At 26.4% G+C, this 21,088-nt stretch carries 27 protein-coding genes; 4 read left to right on the plus strand and 23 right to left on the minus strand.

Going from position 1 to position 21,088, the window contains the following annotated elements:
* Positions 1–22 precede the first annotated feature (22 nt).
* The 10 genes from ACZ5TJ_RS09670 to ACZ5TJ_RS09715 form a co-directional block, all read right to left on the minus strand.
* Positions 23–1,459: an FAD-dependent oxidoreductase gene (locus ACZ5TJ_RS09670; RefSeq protein ID WP_464199203.1), complete on the minus strand. Its 1,437-nt coding sequence runs from the start codon at positions 1,457–1,459 to the stop codon at positions 23–25.
* A 25-nt stretch (positions 1,460–1,484) separates the two neighbouring features.
* Positions 1,485–1,877, minus strand: coding sequence for a dihydroxyacetone kinase phosphoryl donor subunit DhaM (gene dhaM, locus ACZ5TJ_RS09675; protein WP_045724339.1), 393 nt, complete (start codon positions 1,875–1,877; stop codon positions 1,485–1,487).
* 16 nt (positions 1,878–1,893) lie between these two features.
* Positions 1,894–2,424, minus strand: a complete 531-nt coding sequence (dhaL, locus tag ACZ5TJ_RS09680) for a dihydroxyacetone kinase subunit DhaL (protein ID WP_464199206.1) — start codon at positions 2,422–2,424, stop codon at positions 1,894–1,896.
* 26 nt (positions 2,425–2,450) lie between these two features.
* Positions 2,451–3,449, minus strand: coding sequence for a dihydroxyacetone kinase subunit DhaK (gene dhaK, locus ACZ5TJ_RS09685; RefSeq protein ID WP_217077577.1), 999 nt, complete (start codon positions 3,447–3,449; stop codon positions 2,451–2,453).
* Positions 3,450–3,587: 138 nt separating this feature from the next.
* On the minus strand, positions 3,588–3,821 hold the full coding sequence (gene tlp, locus ACZ5TJ_RS09690; protein WP_464199208.1) for a small acid-soluble spore protein Tlp: 234 nt from the start codon (positions 3,819–3,821) through the stop codon (positions 3,588–3,590).
* A 120-nt stretch (positions 3,822–3,941) separates the two neighbouring features.
* Positions 3,942–4,514, minus strand: coding sequence for a hypothetical protein (locus tag ACZ5TJ_RS09695; protein WP_224168018.1), 573 nt, complete (start codon positions 4,512–4,514; stop codon positions 3,942–3,944).
* A 103-nt stretch (positions 4,515–4,617) separates the two neighbouring features.
* Complete coding sequence (locus tag ACZ5TJ_RS09700) at positions 4,618–5,781, minus strand: class I SAM-dependent methyltransferase (protein WP_224168019.1); 1,164 nt, start codon at positions 5,779–5,781, stop codon at positions 4,618–4,620.
* A gap of 199 nt (positions 5,782–5,980) precedes the next feature.
* Entirely contained in the window at positions 5,981–6,406 is a 426-nt protein-coding gene (locus ACZ5TJ_RS09705) for a hypothetical protein (protein ID WP_464199212.1), read from the minus strand.
* 325 nt (positions 6,407–6,731) lie between these two features.
* Positions 6,732–7,355, minus strand: coding sequence for a hypothetical protein (locus ACZ5TJ_RS09710; RefSeq protein ID WP_464199214.1), 624 nt, complete (start codon positions 7,353–7,355; stop codon positions 6,732–6,734).
* Positions 7,356–7,479: 124 nt separating this feature from the next.
* Positions 7,480–7,977 carry an N-acetyltransferase family protein gene (locus ACZ5TJ_RS09715; protein ID WP_464199216.1) on the minus strand — a complete coding sequence of 166 codons (498 nt, stop codon included), beginning with the start codon at positions 7,975–7,977 and terminating at the stop codon, positions 7,480–7,482.
* Between the two features lie 179 nt (positions 7,978–8,156).
* Between ACZ5TJ_RS09715 and ACZ5TJ_RS09720 the strand changes: the two genes are divergently transcribed.
* The gene (locus ACZ5TJ_RS09720) at positions 8,157–9,077 is read left to right on the plus strand and encodes a deoxyribonuclease IV (RefSeq protein WP_464199218.1); all 921 of its coding nucleotides are present in this window, start codon (positions 8,157–8,159) and stop codon (positions 9,075–9,077) included.
* A gap of 41 nt (positions 9,078–9,118) precedes the next feature.
* On the opposite strand, the gene ACZ5TJ_RS09725 is transcribed toward ACZ5TJ_RS09720, so the two are convergent.
* The 7 genes from ACZ5TJ_RS09725 to ACZ5TJ_RS09755 form a co-directional block, all read right to left on the minus strand.
* Positions 9,119–9,787 (minus strand): hypothetical protein, encoded by a 669-nt coding sequence (locus ACZ5TJ_RS09725; RefSeq protein WP_464199220.1) that lies wholly within the window; start codon positions 9,785–9,787, stop codon positions 9,119–9,121.
* Positions 9,788–10,357, minus strand: a complete 570-nt coding sequence (locus tag ACZ5TJ_RS09730) for a flavodoxin family protein (RefSeq protein ID WP_464199222.1) — start codon at positions 10,355–10,357, stop codon at positions 9,788–9,790.
* A 20-nt stretch (positions 10,358–10,377) separates the two neighbouring features.
* Positions 10,378–11,226 (minus strand): hypothetical protein, encoded by an 849-nt coding sequence (locus tag ACZ5TJ_RS09735; RefSeq protein WP_464199224.1) that lies wholly within the window; start codon positions 11,224–11,226, stop codon positions 10,378–10,380.
* Between the two features lie 16 nt (positions 11,227–11,242).
* Positions 11,243–11,989, minus strand: a complete 747-nt coding sequence (locus tag ACZ5TJ_RS09740) for a hypothetical protein (protein WP_464199226.1) — start codon at positions 11,987–11,989, stop codon at positions 11,243–11,245.
* Positions 11,990–12,026: 37 nt separating this feature from the next.
* A complete protein-coding gene (locus tag ACZ5TJ_RS09745) occupies positions 12,027–12,686 on the minus strand; it encodes a hypothetical protein (protein ID WP_464199228.1) in 660 nt (219 codons plus the stop codon).
* Positions 12,687–12,816: 130 nt separating this feature from the next.
* Positions 12,817–13,026, minus strand: coding sequence for a zinc ribbon domain-containing protein (locus ACZ5TJ_RS09750; RefSeq protein WP_464199230.1), 210 nt, complete (start codon positions 13,024–13,026; stop codon positions 12,817–12,819).
* Positions 13,027–13,134: 108 nt separating this feature from the next.
* Complete coding sequence (locus ACZ5TJ_RS09755) at positions 13,135–13,620, minus strand: sensor histidine kinase (protein WP_464199232.1); 486 nt, start codon at positions 13,618–13,620, stop codon at positions 13,135–13,137.
* A 263-nt stretch (positions 13,621–13,883) separates the two neighbouring features.
* Here ACZ5TJ_RS09755 and ACZ5TJ_RS09760 point away from each other — a divergent pair, with 263 nt between their 5' ends.
* The 3 genes from ACZ5TJ_RS09760 to ACZ5TJ_RS09770 are packed head-to-tail and all read left to right on the plus strand — an operon-like array spanning position 13,884 to position 15,025.
* A complete protein-coding gene (locus ACZ5TJ_RS09760) occupies positions 13,884–14,297 on the plus strand; it encodes a DUF2599 domain-containing protein (protein WP_464199234.1) in 414 nt (137 codons plus the stop codon).
* A gap of 20 nt (positions 14,298–14,317) precedes the next feature.
* The gene (locus ACZ5TJ_RS09765; RefSeq protein WP_464199236.1) at positions 14,318–14,761 is read left to right on the plus strand and encodes a thioredoxin family protein; all 444 of its coding nucleotides are present in this window, start codon (positions 14,318–14,320) and stop codon (positions 14,759–14,761) included.
* Positions 14,762–14,794: 33 nt separating this feature from the next.
* The gene (locus ACZ5TJ_RS09770) at positions 14,795–15,025 is read left to right on the plus strand and encodes a hypothetical protein (RefSeq protein WP_464199238.1); all 231 of its coding nucleotides are present in this window, start codon (positions 14,795–14,797) and stop codon (positions 15,023–15,025) included.
* A 199-nt stretch (positions 15,026–15,224) separates the two neighbouring features.
* Here ACZ5TJ_RS09770 and ACZ5TJ_RS09775 read toward each other — a convergent pair whose 3' ends face one another.
* The 6 genes from ACZ5TJ_RS09775 to ACZ5TJ_RS09800 all read right to left on the minus strand — a co-directional run bounded on the left by ACZ5TJ_RS09775 (position 15,225) and on the right by ACZ5TJ_RS09800 (position 21,088).
* Positions 15,225–16,157 (minus strand): histidine kinase dimerization/phospho-acceptor domain-containing protein, encoded by a 933-nt coding sequence (locus ACZ5TJ_RS09775; protein ID WP_464199240.1) that lies wholly within the window; start codon positions 16,155–16,157, stop codon positions 15,225–15,227.
* Positions 16,158–16,160: 3 nt separating this feature from the next.
* On the minus strand, positions 16,161–16,433 hold the full coding sequence (locus ACZ5TJ_RS09780) for a winged helix-turn-helix domain-containing protein (RefSeq protein ID WP_464202312.1): 273 nt from the start codon (positions 16,431–16,433) through the stop codon (positions 16,161–16,163).
* Positions 16,434–16,817, minus strand: coding sequence for a response regulator transcription factor (locus tag ACZ5TJ_RS09785; RefSeq protein WP_464199241.1), 384 nt, complete (start codon positions 16,815–16,817; stop codon positions 16,434–16,436). It lies immediately after the preceding gene.
* Positions 16,818–16,837: 20 nt separating this feature from the next.
* Positions 16,838–18,076 carry a hypothetical protein gene (locus ACZ5TJ_RS09790; RefSeq protein WP_464199243.1) on the minus strand — a complete coding sequence of 413 codons (1,239 nt, stop codon included), beginning with the start codon at positions 18,074–18,076 and terminating at the stop codon, positions 16,838–16,840.
* Positions 18,077–18,300: 224 nt separating this feature from the next.
* Positions 18,301–18,609: a phosphoribosyl-ATP pyrophosphohydrolase gene (locus ACZ5TJ_RS09795; RefSeq protein ID WP_464199245.1), complete on the minus strand. Its 309-nt coding sequence runs from the start codon at positions 18,607–18,609 to the stop codon at positions 18,301–18,303.
* Position 18,610: 1 nt separating this feature from the next.
* On the minus strand, positions 18,611–21,088 hold the full coding sequence (locus tag ACZ5TJ_RS09800; protein ID WP_464199247.1) for a DEAD/DEAH box helicase family protein: 2,478 nt from the start codon (positions 21,086–21,088) through the stop codon (positions 18,611–18,613).

A 21,088-nucleotide genomic window follows, 5' to 3' on the forward strand; every position in this document is an offset into this window, starting at 1 on the left:
TTAGATATCTTAGGCTTTTTGTTTATAATTTCATTATTTCTATTCTTTTTACTCTGTTATGAAGATCTGATGACCTTGGAGCTACTCCTTTAACCTCGTCTTCGCTAATGTTTAATGTTTTAGCAATTAGTTTCCTTACCCTAGGTCCGCAGAATGCTCCTTGGCATGTACCCATTCCAGCTCTTGTACGTCTTTTTATAGCATCAATTGAATCAATCTTAATTTCTCTAGTTAATGCATCTACTATTTCTTCTTCAGTTACAGTCTCACATCTACATATAATATGTTCCTTTGGATTTGTAGCATAAATATTTCCAATAAAGTTTTTATCTTTTTTAACTATTATAGGTTTTCTATAAGCTACAAAGTTTTCTTTCTCTTCAAGTTTTACTCCTGAATCTTTTAAAATTTCTACCATCATTTTAGCAATTGCAGGAGATGATGTAAGTCCTGGTGAGTCCCCAGTTGCATTAAAGAATCCTTTTACTTTACTTTCTTCAACTATAAAATCTTTAGTTGAACTAGTTGGTCTAACACCTGCAAAAGAAGTTAATGCTTTTTTCATATCAAAACCACTTACTGACTTTCTAGCAGCTTTAATTATTTCTATAAGAGATTTTTCATCTGTTGATACATCATCTTTACTAGCTACTTGTTCTGCATCAGGTCCAATTAAAAGATTGCCATGATATGTTGTTGTTACTAATATTCCTTTTCCTTTCTCTGTTGGAACTTGGAATATTACTTTGTTTACTAAATAAGCTTGGTCTTTATTAAACAATATATATTCTCCTTTTCTTGGAATAATATAAAAATCATTTAATCCAACCATATTAGCAATTTTATCACTATAAACACCTGCTGCATTTATAACATATTTACTTTCTATAATCCCTTTATTAGTCTTAACCTTAAATATATCTCCTTCTTTTTCTATTCCTATTACTTCTTCATTTAATCTTAAATCCATACCATTCTTAATTGCGTTTTCTATAAGTGCAATTGTAAATTCATAAGGTGAACATACTCCCGCATCCTTACAATATAATGCCCATTTTACTTCTTTGTTTAAGTGTGGCTCCATTTTAAGGACTTCTTCCCTGTCTATTATTTTAAGTCCACCTACTCCATTTTGTATTCCATAATCATAAAGTTTTTCTAAATACTTTTTTTCCTCATCTGAAAATGCTAAAACGAGTGAACCTGTTTCTCTATATCCAAAATTCAATTCTTCTTCTAACTTTTCAAACATTCTATTTCCTTTAACACAAAGCTTAGCTTTTAATGTTCCTGGAGTATCTGCATACCCTGCATGTACTATACCGCTATTAGCTTTAGAGCATCCACAACTTACATCATCATCTTTCTCTACCATACATATTTTTAAGTTATATTTTGAAAGTTCTCTTCCTATGTTTCCTCCAATTACTCCTCCGCCTATTATTAGAACGTCGTACATATTATCATCTCCAATGTAATTTATATTAGGATATCTTTTCTAATCTTAAATCTTTTAATGCTTCCTTTATCTCTTCTATATTTGATCCAATCCCACTTTGAACAGCAGCTGCTATTGCACCTTCAATTAATGCACAATCAATTATTTGTACCTTATTTGTATCAATATCTTCTTCTAAAAAGTCAATAGCCATTTGTGCATTCATATATGCGCTTCCTAAATCAAATAAAATCATAACTCCATCATCTGAATATACCTTTTTTATTGCATCACTAATTTTATTAATGTCTGTGCCTATCTCATTGTCCTTTGTTCCTCCCGCTGGAATAATTGGTACTTCTGGAGCCATTTGAAGTGCCATTTCAGTTACACCTTCAGCTATTTTATTGCTATGAGATATTATAACTATTCCTACCATATTGTTTATCTCCCATCTATAAGTCTTTTTTTGCTTCTTCATATATAGTTTCTAAAATATAAAAACATGAAGTAGCGCCTGGATCTTGATGTCCTATACTTCTATCGCCTAAATAGCTTGCTCTTCCTTTAGTTGCTTTTATTGCAGGAGATAATGCATCTATCATAGTTTTTTCACCTTCTGTAGATTTACCCCTACTTTTTATTCCTTCTAAAGCTAACTTTAAAGCACTTAAGAAATCGTTTATATCAATTTCATTCTTATCCTTTAATGCCATAGAAGCTTTCATAAAAGCTGTTCCATAAAGTGGTCCTGATGCTCCACCAACATTAGAAACTAAAGTCATTCCTGTATTTTTAAAAATATTACCTATGTTATCATCTTCTTCAGCTTTTAACTTGTCCGAAACTGCTTTAAAACCTTTGCTCATATTTAACCCATGATCTCCATCACCAATTGCAGCATCAAGTTCTGTTAAATATTCTTTGTTTTTATCTATTTTTTCGGATATTTTTATTAGTATTTCTATTACTTTTTTGCTATCCATTAAATTCACTCTCCTAATTTAACTTTTTAGAAAACTTTAAGTGCTGGAGTATCAGCTTTTCTATCTAATAATTCTTTAAGCTCATCATCAAGCTTTAATATTGATACTGAACATCCTGACATTTCTAATGAAGTCATATATTCTCCTACAAATGTTTTATAAACCTTTATTCCTTTATCTTCTAGCATCTCTCTAACTTTTTTATTAACTATATAAAGTTCCATAAGTGGTGTTCCTGAAAGGCCATTTACCATAACTGCAACTTCATCATCACACTCTAAATTCATATCATCCATTATTTTATTAACTAGTTCACTTGCAATATTATTAGCACTTGAAATCTTTTCTCTATGAGTTCCAGGTTCCCCATGAATACCTATACCAATTTCTACTTCGTCATCTTCTAATATAAAGTTAGGTTTCCCAGCTGCTGGAACAATACAAGATGTAAGTGCCATTCCCATACTTCTTACATTTTTGATTACTTTATTAGCTACATCTGCAACTTCATCTAATGAAGCTCCTTCTTCAGCCTTTGCACCTGCAATTTTATGAACAAATATAGTACCTGCAATTCCTCTTCTTCCTGCAGTATAAAGGCTATCTTCTACTGCTACATCATCATTTACTACTACTGATTTAACATTTATTCCTTCCATCTCAGCCATATCCTGAGCCATTTCAAAATTCATTACATCCCCTGTATAATTTTTTATTATAAGAAGTACTCCTTCTCCTGTATTAACTTCTTGTATAGCTTTATATACTTGATCTGGAGTTGGAGAAGTAAAAACAGCACCACATACAGCCGCATCAAGCATACCTTCCCCGATAAATCCAGCATGCGCTGGTTCATGTCCACTTCCACCACCACTTACTAGTGCTACTTTGCCACTAGTTTTAGGATTTTTTCTTACTAATACATCAAAACCTTCTACTCTTTTCAAGTCATTTTCATGTGCATAACACATTCCTTCTATCATATCTTCTAGAACATTATTTGGGTCATTTATTAATTTTTTCATAATTAATCCCTCCTAAAATTACTTAAAAAATTTTATGTATTCGTTTTCTAAGCTAATTCAATTATATCAAAAAAGCACTATTCATTAAAGAATAGTGCTTTTTATTAATATATATTTTACTTCTATTAAATTTTATTCCTAATGCATCTTTTCTTGAACTTCTTTATTTATTGTTTCATCTTTAAGTTCTTTCTTTAGTGCATCTACTGCAATTTCTCTTCTATGATTTTTTTCTATTAATGTTTCTTTAGTCTTTTCATCATCTGTAACTTCAATCATTTCGTTTGCAAGATGAATATTTTCTATGGTATCACTAATATTATTTTGAATTCTGTGGGCATTATTACTTCTATCATCTGGCTTGTTTTTCATAGATTATCACTCCTTTAGCTACTTAAATTACATTTTTATTATGTGTATAAAAGTAGTCTTTATCCTCTGAAATAAATTACAAAAAAGGGACTACATAAATTTAATGTAGTCCCTAAAAAATTATCTAATTGAGTTTAGTACATATTCTTTAAATGTATCAAAACTTGCCTTTTCTATAGTGGCACCTTTGTTTATCTTTCCACTAACAAAATTATATTCTGCTGATCCATAATTAAATCCTGGGTCAGACACTATAAGACTAGTTTCTGATGTTCTATATGGTACTTTTTGTTCTAATATTTCTTTGCAGAAATCTAAGACATCTAAGTAATTATTAATATATCCGCCTTCTACCATCTTAACTATGAAAGAGAATAAATGATACCCACCTATTAAAGCTTGCATCTTTCCATTTTCCATATTAAATACTTTTCCTGTACTATAGAAATATTTTAAATTTTCAAAAGTTAATGTTTTATATTCTCTATCAATTACTAATCTTGAATCTTTTATATTTTCTAATTCTTTCATCATAGTTTCCCATGATGTTCCTTGTATTATTTCATTATCACTTATTACTTGAGTGAATCTTTCAATTGCATTTTCCATATGCTTATTTACACTTATTAATTTATCATTAATAGATACACTATATTCGCCGTTTTCATATATTAAAGTAACTTTATTTCCCATAAAATTCTACCTCATTTCTAACTAATAATAATTATTATATCATAAGTATTATTAATTTAACAATACTCATTTTATACCTAGTTTAAAATATAGTTTTTATTTATTAAATTAACTTATCTTCCTTTAATAAATTATATAATGTTGGACTAAAATTAAATTCATTTATTAATGAATTAACTTCATTTAAAACTTTTTCTTTTTTATCTTTTGATATTTTACTTTTTGATGCTCTAATTAAAATATTTTTAGGAGAATGTGCTATATCAATGAATTCTAAAAGTTGTGTTTTGTATCCTACTGCTTCAAGAAGATTTGCACGAACAGAATCTGTCATAAGTGCTGCAATTCTTTCTTTAACTATTCCATACTTTGTAAGAATAGAGAAATCATCTGTTTTCATTTGATGATTAAATTCATGTTGGCAACATGGAACAGAGAATATCATTTTAGTATTCCATTTTACTGCGTTATATAAAGCATAATCTGTTGCTGTGTCACAAGCATGTAATGTAATAACCATATCTACTTTATTGTTATATTTAAATCCATTTATATCTCCAAGTTCAAAATGAAGATTTTCATAATTATATCTCTTTGCTATATCATTACATTTCTTTATTACGTCTTCTTTAAGGTCTAATCCTATCATCTTAACATTTATCTTTTTAATTTTTACAAAGTAATAATATAATACGAATGTTAAGTAAGACTTTCCACATCCAAAATCTAATATAGTAAGATCTTTATAATCATTCTTTTTAATTTCGTCATCAATTATTTCTACAAATCTATTTATTTGTTTGTATTTATCATATTTTGAATTAACAACCTTTCCTTCCTTTGTAAATACTCCAAGGTCTATAAGAGGTTCTATTATCATCCCCTCTTTTAATATGTAATTTTTTTCTTTATTGTGTTCTTTTTTAACAAGCTTTTTATTATCGCTTTTCTTTTTATTTAATAATATTTTTCCTTTTTTAGATATCTTTAAATCTAAAGTAGCTTCATCTGACCAAGCTGTTAATTGTTTATAATTATTCTCTAAACACTCTAATACTTTTTCTTCTAAAGCTCCCTTTTCTATATTTTCATGAAAAACTTGTTTATCAGTATATTTTTCTATTTGATAGTATTCTTTATTAGCTTTTTCCTTTAAAGCAAACACTATTTTTTTATATTTAACATCTTTATTGATTTTATTGCTAATAACTACTTTTATAATCTCTTCTTTTGTAATTTCACTAATTGCGCTCTTTAAATCTTCCATATCTCCACACCTTATTATTTATTTTAAAATTATATTCTACACAATAATACAATACTCATACTATGTATAGCAAATTAACATACTCCTATTTTATCACAAAGATAAAATTATATTTATTTTTACACATTAAAAAAGCCTTAACATCTCTCTGTTAGGGCTTTTTTATATAAATATTATGTTTAAATATTATATATATGTATTAAGCTATATAAACATTTCTTAAAGCATCACATAATTCTATGAAGCTTGGTTCATTCTTTATAGATTCATAAACTTCTTCTATAGTTTTATCGCCTATTAAGTCTTCTATTAATAATGTTCTTGCTTCACAATCTGCTGTTAATGTTTTAAATATTCTTTCTTGGCTTGCAGTAAAAGTACGGAATAATTTATTCATACATTCAAATACTCTAACTGAATATATTCCTAGTTTCTTACTTACTAATTCAGATATAGTAACATATTCAGCTAGTCTAAACATATCTCTATCTCTTTGGTTATTGATTGATTTTCTTACATTGTCGTAATCTTCTCCAAATTTACTTATCATCTTTACAACGTTAAGCTCTTCCATTAATGTTGTAAGGTCTCTAGCAAATAAATCAGTATTTATTTCATTATTCATATTCGTTCCCTCTTTTCCTTTATCATTATGTTGATATTATTTATTAAATAAGTTCAATTTAATAGTTTTATTTAAATGCTTATAACTTATTTCAATTAATTTTACAACAAATTTTTATTATATAAAAGGTATTTATTAAGTTATATAATAAATATTTAAAAGTTTTTTACAATATAAGTAAAATAGCATTTTATATAATCATTTTTATAATATATGCCTATTTAAACTTATTATAATTAAAACCTTATAAATATAATAAAGCAGTTACCAATTGAAACTTAAATAGCTTTAATTGGTAACTGCTTTTAATTTATCTAAAAAAATTTTATTTAACAGTTATTTCTGCATCTTCAAGCATTATATATTCTCCGTCTTTTACTGTTATCTTTTCAGTATTTTTAAATTCTTTCTTTGATATTAAACTATCTTTAGTGTGTTTACTATCTTTATATATTTCTACTTCACCATCATCTTTAGTTGCTTTTACTTCATAAGTTCCTGCCTTTATATCTCTACCTACCTTATACATACCATCTTTGTATACTTTATCTTTCGGTGTATTAGATGGTGCTTTTTCTATTTCGAATATTTTACCGTTTTCTACATTTAAATATTGTCCTTTTTCTACTGTTACATAAACTGGACCATAAACAGACTCATCATATAATGCATCTTCTTTTTTAGTATCTTTAGTTTGTAATATTGAAGTTTCAACTTCCTTATTTACGTTATCTCCTAATACTAGATATTCTCCAGCTGGTATATCTTTACCCACTTCATATGTTCCACTATTATATTCTGCTACTTCACTTTTATCATTCTTATTATTTTCTTGTGTTTGTGTTTGATTATTTGTAGCTGTTTCATCTTTTTTATTAGCAGCTCCACAACCAACTAATAAAGCCGCACTTATTATACCTATTAGCGCAACAATCATTGCCTTTTTCATAAATATTACCTCCCAAATCAATATTTAAAATTAAATATTCTCTTCTAAAGTATACTCCTCCACTTAATTTAAAAAATTGATTCAAATCACATATTTATTTAAACAATTTTAAACTAATAGTTAACTATAAAATTCTTCCCATATAGTATTCATCTACATATTTACCATCAACTATCATAGCCTTTTCTCTTATTCCCTCAACTTTAAAGCCCATCTTTTTATATAAATTAACTGCATATCTATTATCTTTTACAACTGTAAGTTCTAATCTAACTATTTTATTATTTCTTGCCCATTTAAAAAGTTCTTCAATTAAGGCCACACCTATCCCTTTGCCTCTATAAGGCTCTAACATTCCTATAACTACATAAGCACTATGTTTAATTCTATTAACTAAGCCCCTGTCCCCTGATAAGAAACCTACAATCTCCCCATTATCTTCAACAATAAAAGTTATATGTTTCGTATTATCTTCTCGTTTAGTTAATCTTTCCTTCATATCTTCTATAGTAGAATTTCTTTCACCTTCTTCATAAAGCATATATTTTGTTTCTTTATCTAATTGCTTTAACATATTTAAAAACTTCTCTGCATCTTCTAATTTTATTCTTCTTATTATCATATCAACACCCCCAGAGCTTAATAATTTATAATTTTATTATACAATATTTACCATAGACTTTCAGTATATTAAATTTTATTAAAAAATTGTATTTATTTTTTAATAAAGACTTTTAATTAGAGTAATATTAGAAGTATAATAGTTTAAAACTATACTTTTTTAAGAAAGGAAGAAAATTTATGATTAAAATTGGATCTCACGTTGGAATGAGTGGAAAAGAAATGCTACTTGGATCAGCTAAGGAAGCTGCATCTTATGGAGCAAATACTTTTATGATATATACTGGAGCTCCTCAAAATACTAGACGTAAAGATATAAATGAGCTTAATATTGATGCAGGATGGGAATACATGAAAGAACATAATATTAATGATATTATAATTCATGCTCCTTATATAATTAATCTTGCAAATACTGTGAAACCAGAAACTTTTGAACTTGCAGTAGACTTTTTAAGATTAGAACTTGAAAGAACAGAAGCTTTAAGAAGTAATACAATCGTACTTCATCCAGGTGCTCATGTTGGTGCTGGAACAGACGCTGGTATAAAACAAATAATAACTGGATTAAACGAAGTATTAACTAAAGATACAAAATGTAATATAGCTCTTGAAACTATGGCAGGTAAAGGAACTGAAATTGGAAGAAACTTCGAAGAACTTGCTAGAATTTTTGATGGAGTTACTTATAATGATAAACTTAGAGTATGTTTTGATACTTGTCATACAAATGATAGTGGCTATGATATAGTTAATAACTTTGATGGTGTAATGAATGACTTTGATAAAATTATCGGTAAAGATAAAATATCGGTATTCCATTTAAATGATAGTAAAAACGTACTTGGAGCTAAAAAAGATCGTCATGAAAATATAGGTTTTGGTAACGTTGGTTTTAAAGCTTTAAGATATGTTGTACATCACCCTGATTTTATTGAAGTTCCAAAAATATTAGAAACACCTTATGTTAAATTACCAGACAATGCTAAAAAATCTGTACCACCTTATAAGTATGAAATTGAATTACTTTTAAACAATGAAGATATATCAATTACTAACGAAGAATTTGTTAAAAATGTTATTGAATCAATGAAAAAATAAAAATTAAGGTTACTAAAAGTATTTTAGTAACCTTATTTTTTTTATTTTGCATCTTTATTATACGGTCTATTAAATAAACCTTTTATAAAAATTTTATTTTTTATTCCTTCACTTATCCAACCAAAACTTCCTGCCATAGAATACAAATTTTTATTCATATTTATATTAGTATAAATATTATCTTTAAGTATAACTTTTTTATCTATAGCTTCACATAATATATCTAAATTTTTCTTTACATCTAACTTTATTTTAGCTTGCCATGGAATACTCTGTCTTCCCCCTAAGAATGCGCCTCCTCCAATTCCAAGGCCACCACCATATGTTAAAAAGCTTATATGATTAGTATAATTTTCAAGTACTTTAAGAGCGTATTTATTTTGTTCTCCTTCAAAGAAACCACAATTAACTATTCCATATAAAATAATTTCTCTTTTGATTTTTTTATTATTTAAATAATTTTCAAACTCCTGTAACAAACCTATCACACAAGCTGGAAGACAGTCTACGTATAGTGGAAATGCTATAATTATTACATCAGAATTAACTAGGGTATTAAACTTCTCTTCTTTCTTAATTCTATTATCATTTATTATAAGTTCCGAGATATTATTATCTTTTTTTATATTTTCCTTTATTGTTTCTAATAAATAATTACTGCAACTTTTTTTACACTTCGGACTTCCATTTACTAAAATAATATTTTTCAACTAATTCACCTCACAAAATAATTCTAATTCATTAAAGATCTTCTTTCCTAAATCATCACAACTTTCTAGCAATAAAATTCTATTATTTTTGCTATGAAGGTTAATCATATTCCTTTTAACTATCTCTTCAAATGTTTTCTTTTCATCTATTAATAAATTAGAACTATAACCTATAGTGAGTATTTTAAAATCTTTATTATATCTTTTCCTATGATGCATTTCACCATTTATTATTTTGAAAAAAGGCGAAATATTCGGTATTATTCTATCTAGAGCAACTTTAAAAGATGCTGAATACATACCATAACTTATTTTTGAGACAAATATTGCATACTCTGCTTCTATAAATAACCTATTTTTTATCTCATTATCATCTTTGATTATGCATTCTCCTGGTGTCTTAGTCCAACATTTAAAACACCCTAAACATCCCTTTAAATTCATTTTATCTAAATATATAAAGTCAGTATTATAATCGTTCTTAAAATAGTTCCTTATTTCATTAACTATTTCCTCTTTTAATCTAGCATCATCGTTATCCCCGTCAACTATAATTAAAATATTTCTCATAATATCTCTACTCCATAAATTTATTCTTTATAATAAACACTTCTTTTATTATCCTCTAAACCTATATTATAAATGCTAATTGTTGCATCATCATTTAATAAACAGTTTTCCCCAATCTTACAATTACTATTTAGTAATACTGCAAAGGTTGGTTTATCATATCCACCATTTACTAGGATTGCATCAACACCATATTGAACTGCATCTTGGAAACTATAATAATATAGCTTTTCATCCTTTGTATATATAATTTTTCCTTGATTAAATATTATATTATTATTTTTATTACTCTTATCTATCCATTTGCCTTCTAGTGCTGGAGTAACATTTTGATAACTTATATAATTATCTTTCCTAAAACTTACTATGCTAACTCCAATTCCACCATCATACTTTTTATAAGTTATAATTGCTTGGTCATTATCCCATGTGATTTTATAATTATTTTCCTCAATGAATTTTAAATTATAACTTCCTTCAAATGTTTGGACTTTCTTACCATATATAAGCCATCTTCTTTTAAGTCTAACTGTATTATAATTCATATGCTTATATTCTTTTAAAATAACTTCATATTTATTATTTTCTGATTTACTAACTATTAAATTTACATTACCCATAAAATAAAAAAATACAGTATTAGCTGTAATAAGCGCTATAGCTATTCCATAAAGGATATATCTAATTATTTTACCTTTACTTATAAGCAAGCAAAAAATAATTAAAATAAGATAATTTACAACATAAAATATAAAATCATATATTAAGTAATAATCTTTCAGTGTAAGTATAAGAGTTATTCCTTGAAAAAGTAGTAAAAAGATTTCTAGTATATATAAAATAAATCTAAGCTTCCAATTTTTAATCATATTTAATACACTCCCCTTAAAGCTTAAAGTGATTAATTATAGTTTTATACAATTCATCACCTTCCTCAACCTTGTCCCATGTTGCACCATCATTTACAGTTCTATATAATAGTTTCTTTCCATCTTTATCTATTAATGCTACATAGCCATTTCTTCCATCACCTAAAAAATCTATATACATTTTCTTATATCCATTTTTTAAATCATGATTAGCTGTATTTGATATTGTAGTTATTCCAAATGCTTTGCCTCCATCATCTGAAGTCATAACACTAATATTTTGAGAGCCTCTTCCTCCATATATAATAGAAATTCTATTACCTTTTATATATAAATTACTTTCATCTATATCGTTCTTATATTCACTTATTTTCGCATAATTTAAATAATCATCATCAGGAATCTTTATATAAGTTTCTCTTTTGTTGTTTGTTACATAAAAATTATCTTTATATATTGTATAATTATTTTTATATTTAATTGGTAGTTTAACTTCTCCATTTCCATTTACACTATGAAATATAATTCTATCTACATCATTATTATAATTTTGATTTTTACTATAATTATATTCTGTAGAATTAGTATTATAATTGTTATTATTTTGTCCGCTATTATATATTATATTATTTAAATTAATCTGCTCATTTTTTATTTCTGCATTATAATTTATTTTTTCTACAATAATATAACTTAAAATAGCTGATACTATTATGATTATTATTCCAAGTATACTTACCCCTACAATATCTTCCTTGTCCATATCCTCAATCACCCTTATTTATAAAATTTTATTTAGTTTATGGATTTAAAATTTTGTGCTTTATAAATTTAGTATAATCTCTAGTTATAACTAAAATATCTATAGGACCTCCACATGTTGCAAGTGCTATACCAAATCTTTGAGTTTTTATAGTCATATCAACCATAAACTCTGCAAAATCAATTCCATCTTTTAATTGCATAAACTGCCAATCTATTTTCATTCCATTTTCTGCTCCAATTAAATTCATTAAAATATTGCTCTCTCCATCCCAAGATGCTCCTGCAACGATTTTATTATTATTTAAATTAGGTCTTATTATTTCATCATCTTTTATATTGTAAACATACTGCTCATCTTTATAGTATCCACACACATGGTATATAACGCCTTTTCCATGGCTTTTAATAGTGTATTTAACTAACTTTTCTACTATATCCTTTATAGTATCTTCCTCTTTAACTTCATCTATCTCAAAACTTCTTATAAAATCTCCTACAGACTTACCAGCTATTCTTGCATCACCACAACAAGATATACCAATAGTATTATTCTTTATTAAAAATAATTTTTGAGAACTATCACTTAATATTCTTCTGTCTTTTGTACCATCTTTATGTGTTGTTAATCCAGTTAATCTGCTATCTGCTGCCATTGCGATTCCTTCTGGTAAAAATACTGTTGATATTATAGACATGTTTTCATCTCCCTTAGCAAAATATTCTAAATCAATTATATCATAATAAAATCCTTAATAATTTTTATAAAAAAAAGCTAAATAATAACTTAAGTTATCACTTAGCCTTTTCTTTTAATTAAAACTTATATTAGCCCATTAAGAAATCTAATATATTTAAACCTTCTGAAGTTCTTGCTTTATATAGTTCTGTATATCCGCATCTTGTACAACTTATTGTTACAAACTTCTTATTTTGCACATCAAAGATTTTTGCAAAATTTCCTCCTGTTGCTTGAAACTGGTCTGATTCGTAATGATCATTTCCACACTTTGGACAAATGTATTGTCTTTTTTCCATATTATTTCTCCTCTACAATAAAACTATATTCTCATTATATTATTTAACATTTTATAATAGTTTACCCTTATTGTAAAACATTTTATTATATATACTAATATTTATCTCTTAGAATTCTAATTTAAAGCTAATCCATTCTTTATTTATATTATATGTCAATTTTAAATTATTCTTTTCTCCAATTTTCTTGCACAAATAAAGCCCTAATCCAGTGCCATTAACATGTTTTTTAGAATCTTCTCCTTTAATAAATGGATGTAATAACCTATCTTTTATATCTTCGTTTATAATCCCACATTTATTACATATTACTAAACTCTTTGAAGTTAATTTTATATTTATAACATTATCTTCTGAATATTTTATTGCATTATCTATTAAATTTGACACTATTGTTCTTACATCCTCTTTAATACTAACTATATTAATATCTTCTAAATCTAAATTAATTTTATAATTATTTAATTTAATAACACCATTAAATAGATTTAATATATCTTCTATTAAATGCTTTATATTTATTTCTTCTTTTTCTATATTTAAAGGCATTTCTACTTTTGATAAAGTTAAAATATTTTGTATAAGATCATTCATCTTTCCAGTTTCATTTTCTATATTCTTAAGTAAGAAAGAAAAGCTAATTTATAATATTTTTCAATCTACAATAAATCTTTTAATAAAAATGACAAAAAAGTTAAATTATGTTAAAATATTATTGAATTTTAATATAATTTAGGGGGGATTTTTTATGAGATTTAAAAAGTTTATTAGTATAATGTTAGCAATTTTGTTGATAAATACAACAATTGCATCAGCTAATACAATAAACTAAAAAAACAAAAGTAGAAGTGGAAGTAATGTTTAATACTAAAGGAGATGACTTCTTAGAAAATATAGTTTTTGATGATGGAACAAAATTAGCTGATTATAACTACACTATAAAACAGGTAGCAATGCCAAGAGGCTTTTATCCAATTGCAGATTATTTTAATTATGGTGCTTGGATTACTAGAGACGGGGTTGTATCATTAAGTGTTGACCCTAAATCTGATGTGAGAACAAGTAGAACAGTAAGAGACGAGGCTTGGCGTGTTTTATCTCACACAAGACACGGTTTTGGAAGTAGTCCATACTGGAAAAATACGACTACAATGAGATGGCAATTTGAATGTCATTTTTGGCATGCTGAAAGTAAACAATATTGGAATTTAGAACCTCACAGATATGCAGCTAGCTATGCTTATGTAGTTTTAAAGGGATGTAATCCTTAATATAATTAAAGAGGAATTTTATGAATAGAAAAGTTACATTTAGTATAGTTTCAATACTGATAGTAGTATCCATTTTATTGTTAAATAATAAAGAAGAAGTTAAAAGTAATAATTTAAATAAAGTTAATTTAAATTTAGATACAAATGAAGTTGATAATTTTACTGAAAAAATAGATGATATAGATGAATTATTAAATTTTAAAATAGAGGGTATTATTTATTTTGGTAGAGATACATGTCCGCATTGTCAGAATATTAATAAATTAATTAGTAAAGAATTAGAACTTAGTAATGAGTTAGTAATATATAAATTTGATACTGTTCTCGAACAATACAATATAACTTCAGTACCAACCTTAATTAAATTTAATAATGGTAAGATTCAAAAGTCTATTAGTTTTGATTTTGAAAATAGTGATTTATCTGAAATTCAAGAAGAACTATCAAAATTTTTAATTAAATAATTCAAATCAATCATAGTGAGGATATAACTAAGTATGAAAAAAAAAATTGCAAATATAATAATTTTAATTTTAAGTAGTATTTCATTACTGATATCATATAAAACATTTGTAAATATAGCTATATTTGTTGATGAACACAATCTGTCTCCAGATAAGCTTTTAGGTGGGGATAATGGGGTTTATTTAGAATGGTTAAGACTAATATTTTTGGTAATAATAGCTGTATTATCCTTAGTAAATATATTTATTAAAGAAAAGCAATAGAGCTTATAGTCCCTTTTTAAAAATAAAAAAGGGACTGTAAGTTCTATTGCTTTATACCACTATTTTTTATGAATATCACATAGCTTAAAATTAGTAATAAAATCGATGTTATTGCTAGGTTTGCATATATTAAATAATCAATAAACTTCTTTCTGTTGAAGTAGCTATCAAACATTTTTTTAGACTCTAATTTGATTTCTTATAGATTTTCTATTGTCTTTGTAGTTTGAGTAGCTATCTTCTCTGTGCTAGTCCTATATGTTGTACATATCTTACTATCAAGCTTATTAAAAATGTCATAACTATTTAGCATTGATACTGAATCTTCATCTTCAAGCTCATCTTCTAATAACTGAGTATATCCTCTTATAACTGTTAATGGTGTTTTAAGCTCATGAGTCGCATTATTGAAGAATTCTTTTGATGCATCTTGAAGAGTTAATATATTATCTTTCATGTTATTAAATTCTATTGTAAGTTCACCTATTTCATCATTAGTTTCAGCCTTTAAAGATTCTATTTCCTCATAATTTCCAAACGCTACCATTGCTTTAGTTAACTCTTCTAACGGCTTAATTGTTTTTCTAATAATAAAGTAAATTAAAAGTATTAATATTAATGCAATTAAAATTAGAATAATTGCTACACCAAATATAATAGTTCTATTTAAAATATGTATCTTAGAATAATCTTTCTGCAAAATTAAATCACCATAATATTCACCATCTATATAGATTGGATAATATAAGGTTCCTACCATAGAATTGTATTTTTTATATAAATTTAATTTACTCTTTGTTTTATCATTTTCTGATTTAAAACTTTCAATCTGCTTATTTGATAAAAGCTTTCCACTTGATGCTACTTCATTTTCTAAATTAATAAAAACATACACATCAAATAAATTATTTATTGTATTTGCTAAATTAAATGGATTTTTAATCTCCCTTAGAATCTTTTCTGTATAAATATAGTTTTTAGAGAAATCTGCAACATTACTTATATCCTCGGCTATATAATTCTCTTCATTTTTATTTACAATAGAATATATTCCTATTAATCCTAAGCTACTAGAAATTATAATTATAATTCCAATTGCACGAATTAACTTCTTTTTTATTGACCTTTTCATACATTACCTCATTGTATATCCAACACCAAATATTGTTTCAATTGATGAATTTTCTCTATCTTCTCCAAGCTTTCTCCTTATCCTCCTAATATGTACATCTACAGTTCTATCTTCCCCTTCAAAATCTATTCCCCATACTTTATCTAATAGTTCTGATCTTGAATAAACTCTATTTTTGTTTCTATATAGAAGGTTTAATAAATCAAATTCTTTTCTATTTAAATCTATATTTTTTGAATCTTTAATAACAGATCTACTTTCTTCATCTATAAATATTCATAATTTATCTGTATTTATAACCTTTTCCTTTCTTCTTAGAACTATTTTTACTCTCATCTTAACTTCTCTTATGTCAAAAGGCTTAGTTATATAATCATCTGCTCCTAGTTCCATACAATTAAGCTTGTCTGTAATATCATTTTTAGCCGTTATCATAATAACGTATGCAGTTTCACTTATTACTTTTGCAAGCTCAAATCCAGTAGTATCAGGAAGCATAATATCTAGGAGAACTAAATGTGGTTTAAAACTTTTAATATATTCTAAAGCTTCTTTTCCATTATATGCTGATTTAATTATATATCCTTCTTTACTTAAAGCTCTTTTTAATATATCATTTATACTAATTTCATCCTCAACAATTAAAACCCTTTTATCCATTATGCTCCCATCCTCTTTCTTTAACCTATTTCTATTAAATTAAATTGATATCTGTAATCAACGTATTTATTATCTTTTTCCTTATATATTTTAGTTCTTACTAAAATCTTTTTACCATCCTCACTCATTATTGCTGCTGAAACCTTTGATTTTTCCCCATCTTCTAATTTAATATTTAACTTCTTATATATTTTTATTGATTCACTTTGTAGTTCTCCAACATAAATATCAGAAATTCCATTTTCATTTTGCTTAGCTAATATTACTTTATTACTACCATTCCAATGCTTTGCTATATATAGTGATTCACCTTCGCCTTTATCTATATAACTACTTTTCTTTGTTTCTGGATTATATATTATTGCTAATGTTTTCCCTTGACCATATATATTTAAAATAACAATTTCACCATTACTATTTATGGATATCCCATATGATTCGAATATCATTACATCTTTCTTATCTATTTTACTTTCTTTTTTAAACTTAATTTCATCTCCTGTTAAACTAACGTCATAAAGAACTCCAGTATTATCTAATGCATAAAATTTTTCTGTAATTTTACTATAGACAATATCATCTATCCTTGAAATCTCTTTGCCTTTATAAGTATACTTTTTATTATCTTTAAGATTTATAATGTCTAGCCTTAGTAACTTATCTTCACCTCTAGAATCATCTTCATAAGTTACTTTCTCTTCGCACTCCATAATATAGGCATAGTTTTCATTTCCTTCTATAGTTTGAGCTTGTGGTAAATAATTCCCTTTTACTTTTTCTTCAATTGCTTTATCTAGCTTACCAATCCCTTCTTTCTTACCTGTTTTATTATTATATTTATATATTATGTTGTCTAAAGAATCATACTGTCCTACCCCTTTTATGTCCATATCACTTTTCGTTTCATAAATAGCAGGTTTTCTTTTACTTTCTGATAAATTACCACTTTTATCTAAAGTATAATAATTTTCTTTAAAACTTCCATCTATTAAATATTTGCTTGTCCCATGTCCAACTCCAGTTTTACTACTTAAACTAAATACTCCATATATTTTGTCTCCCTCAATATAATGTGGTGTAAATAATTCATTGTCTTCTAAGTCTAAATTAATAATTTCTTCCTTTATATTTGATCCAACATTATTAATTTCTTTAATATTAGTATCTAGTACTATAGTCTTTTCAGTGCTACATCCACTAAACATAATACTAAATCCCATTATTAAGCTTATTGTAAGTGCTATTTTCTTCCCTTTCATATAAACCCCTCCCAAATATTTCTATAATTCTATTTTAAAGAGGACTTATTACAAAAATATTACCTATTATGTATATAAAATTATTTATTTTTCTATTTTTAATTAATAACTCTCCTCAGGAATCCATTTTCCTTTATAATACTCATTATACAATATATTGGAATATATGGATATTAATGTGCTAAATAAAAAGCTATACCTAAAACGGCATAGCTCTTATTTGTCTATTTTACTTCTTTTAAAATTATTCCTTCCTTAAAACCACCTCTAGCGAGTTTCTTCTCAACTCTCTTGTTTAAAAGATCTTCCTCTGAATATCCTAGGTGGTTTGCAAGTCCAAAAAGGACTTCCATTACATCTGCTAATTCTTCTAAGTTTTTATCTTCTAAGTATTCATTAACCTCTTCTTCTAGCTTTTTCTCTAAGTATTCTTCTTTTAATTTTCCTGAAATAATTTCTGTTGTAGGTATTTTTCCTGCTTCTTTTATTATCTCTGGAATTTTATCTCTAACTAATTTATCGTAAACTTTCATCCTATTTTCCTCCTTGGAATTTATAATTCCTATTTTTATAAAACTCTATAACTCTCATATTTATAGCATCTAATACATTTGCTTTAAAACTTTCATTATTTATAAAATCCTTTAATTTATCTGTAAGTACAAATTCCTCTTCATCCATTTTGAAGAATTCACCACCAGTATTCATAAGTGCTTTAAGTGGCATTTCTTTTGCCTTTTTAATATATTTTGACTTATCCCAATTCTTATAGTCTTTTGTACTTTTTGAAGCTAAAAGGTCTTGCCCATTAGATGGATTTTCATAGAATTCTTTCATCGATTTATAAATATCCTCTCCATTTATTCTAAGCTTAAAATCTCCTTTATTATAAAATGCTAAAAGTATTGGCATCTTATAAGTTTTAGACATCTCTGTAGTTTCTATATAGTTTATAAAGTTATAAGCTACTGTATCTAAAAGTTTTTCTTCTTCATAGCTTATCTCACTAATCTCTTTTAAGTATTTTAAATAATCCTTAAGTGGATTAAACTTCCTATCTTTTTTTCTTATTTCTAAATAGAAGTCATTATCTATATTTTTTATAAACTCTTCTCTACTTGGAATTTGACCTATATCTTCTTTTATGCTTTCAAACTCTTCTTTAAGTCTATCTTTAAAATTAGTTTCTCTCTTATAAATCTCTTTATAAAAATCTACTAATTTAAAATCAAAATCGACTAAACAGTCTTCAGGGTATTCTAAGCTATTAGGATTTTCTCCATTTCTTGTTCCTGAAACTCTAGTTCCTCCAAGTAATTTTGGAATCATACCTGCTTTTTTAAAGTTACCTATAAAGTCTAGTACATTCACATAATCTTTTCCTTTAGCTTTTCTAAGACCCCTACCTAACTGTTGCAAGAAAACTGTAGGTGATTCTGTAGGTCTTAAAAAGATTACCATATCAATAGATTTTATATCAACTCCCTCATTAAACATATCAACAGAAAATACTATATTTAATTCACCTTTTGTAAGTTTTTCTATTGCCTCTTTTCTATCTAATGAATTTTCACTATTTGAATAACTATAAACTGCGCAAGCTTTTACTCCATTATCATTAAAATACTTTGCCATATATTCAGCATGATTTTTTGAAGAACAGAATCCAAGTGCCCTTGTAGAATTAAACTTACTATAGTGCTTTAAAATAAGATTTGCACGTTTATCTAACATAAGTGCTTTTTCTAATTCTTTTTCTTTAAACTTTCCTTTATATTGTGGAATTCTTGTATAATCAACAGTTTCATCAAATACTCCATAATATCTAAAAGGACATAAATCTCCCCTGTTTATTGCTTCAGGAAGTCTTATTTCATATGCAACATTATAATCACAAACTGCAAATACATCTTGATTATCCATTCTCTCTGGAGTTGCAGTAATTCCTAAGAGAAACTTAGGCTTAAAGTAATTTATAATCCTTTGATAATTATTAGAAACTGAATGATGAAACTCATCTATAACTATATAATCAAAATAATCATTTTTAAAATACTCTTCATTTAGATAATCTTCTTTCCCTAAAGTTTGAACTGAAGCAAAAATAATATCTTTATTGCACTCCTTAGATCCACTCATAAAAAAGCCCATAGATTTATCGCCTCTAACATTTTTATAGCTATCATATGCTTGTTTTAATATTTCATCCCTATGTGCAACAAATAAAATTTTATTAAAATCTTTAGAATCAAATGCTGAAAGATACGTCTTTCCAATACCTGTTGCTGCAACTACTATACCTTTTTCATATCCATCTTTTCTTAATTTATTAAGTTCATAAATAGCCTCAATCTGAGCACCTCTAGGACTAAAAATCTCAATAACCTTTTCTTCTTCATCAGAATATATATTATTAATCTTAGGCTTCTTATAATTTTTAGAATACCTTCTAAGTTCCTCATCATTAAGAATAATAGATTCATTCAAAAATAAATCTTCAAAACTATCTGAGAAATAATTAAAATCATCTTCATTTTGTGATTTTTCTAATCTATAGTTCCATTCAATTCCCTTAGTTAAAGCTGAATTAGAAATATTTGAAGAACCTATAAAAATTTCTCCATCATCACCTTCATAGTGAAATATGTAAGCTTTAGGATGAAAAGACCTATTCTTCTCCTTATAAAAAGCCATATTAGCACTGTCACCTAAGATTTCCTTCATAAGATAAAGAGCTTGTGGCTGAGTAATCCCTAAATAGTTACCAGTTAAAATTCTGATTTGGCAATTGTTCTTAACAGCCTCTTCAATATCTTTTTTAAGAAGCTTAACACCTGATTCCATAAGGAAAGCTACAATTATGTCAACCTTCTTAGCCTTTTTAAAAGCTTCTCTTAATTTATAAACTAAAAAATCACCGTCACCACCAAGTATACAGTTTCTATTTCTAACTATGTCTTTACTATTAATATCCGAAATAGCTATCTCTTTTATATCCTCTTTAATAGCCAA

The sequence above is a fragment of the Clostridium budayi genome (assembly GCF_055396605.1).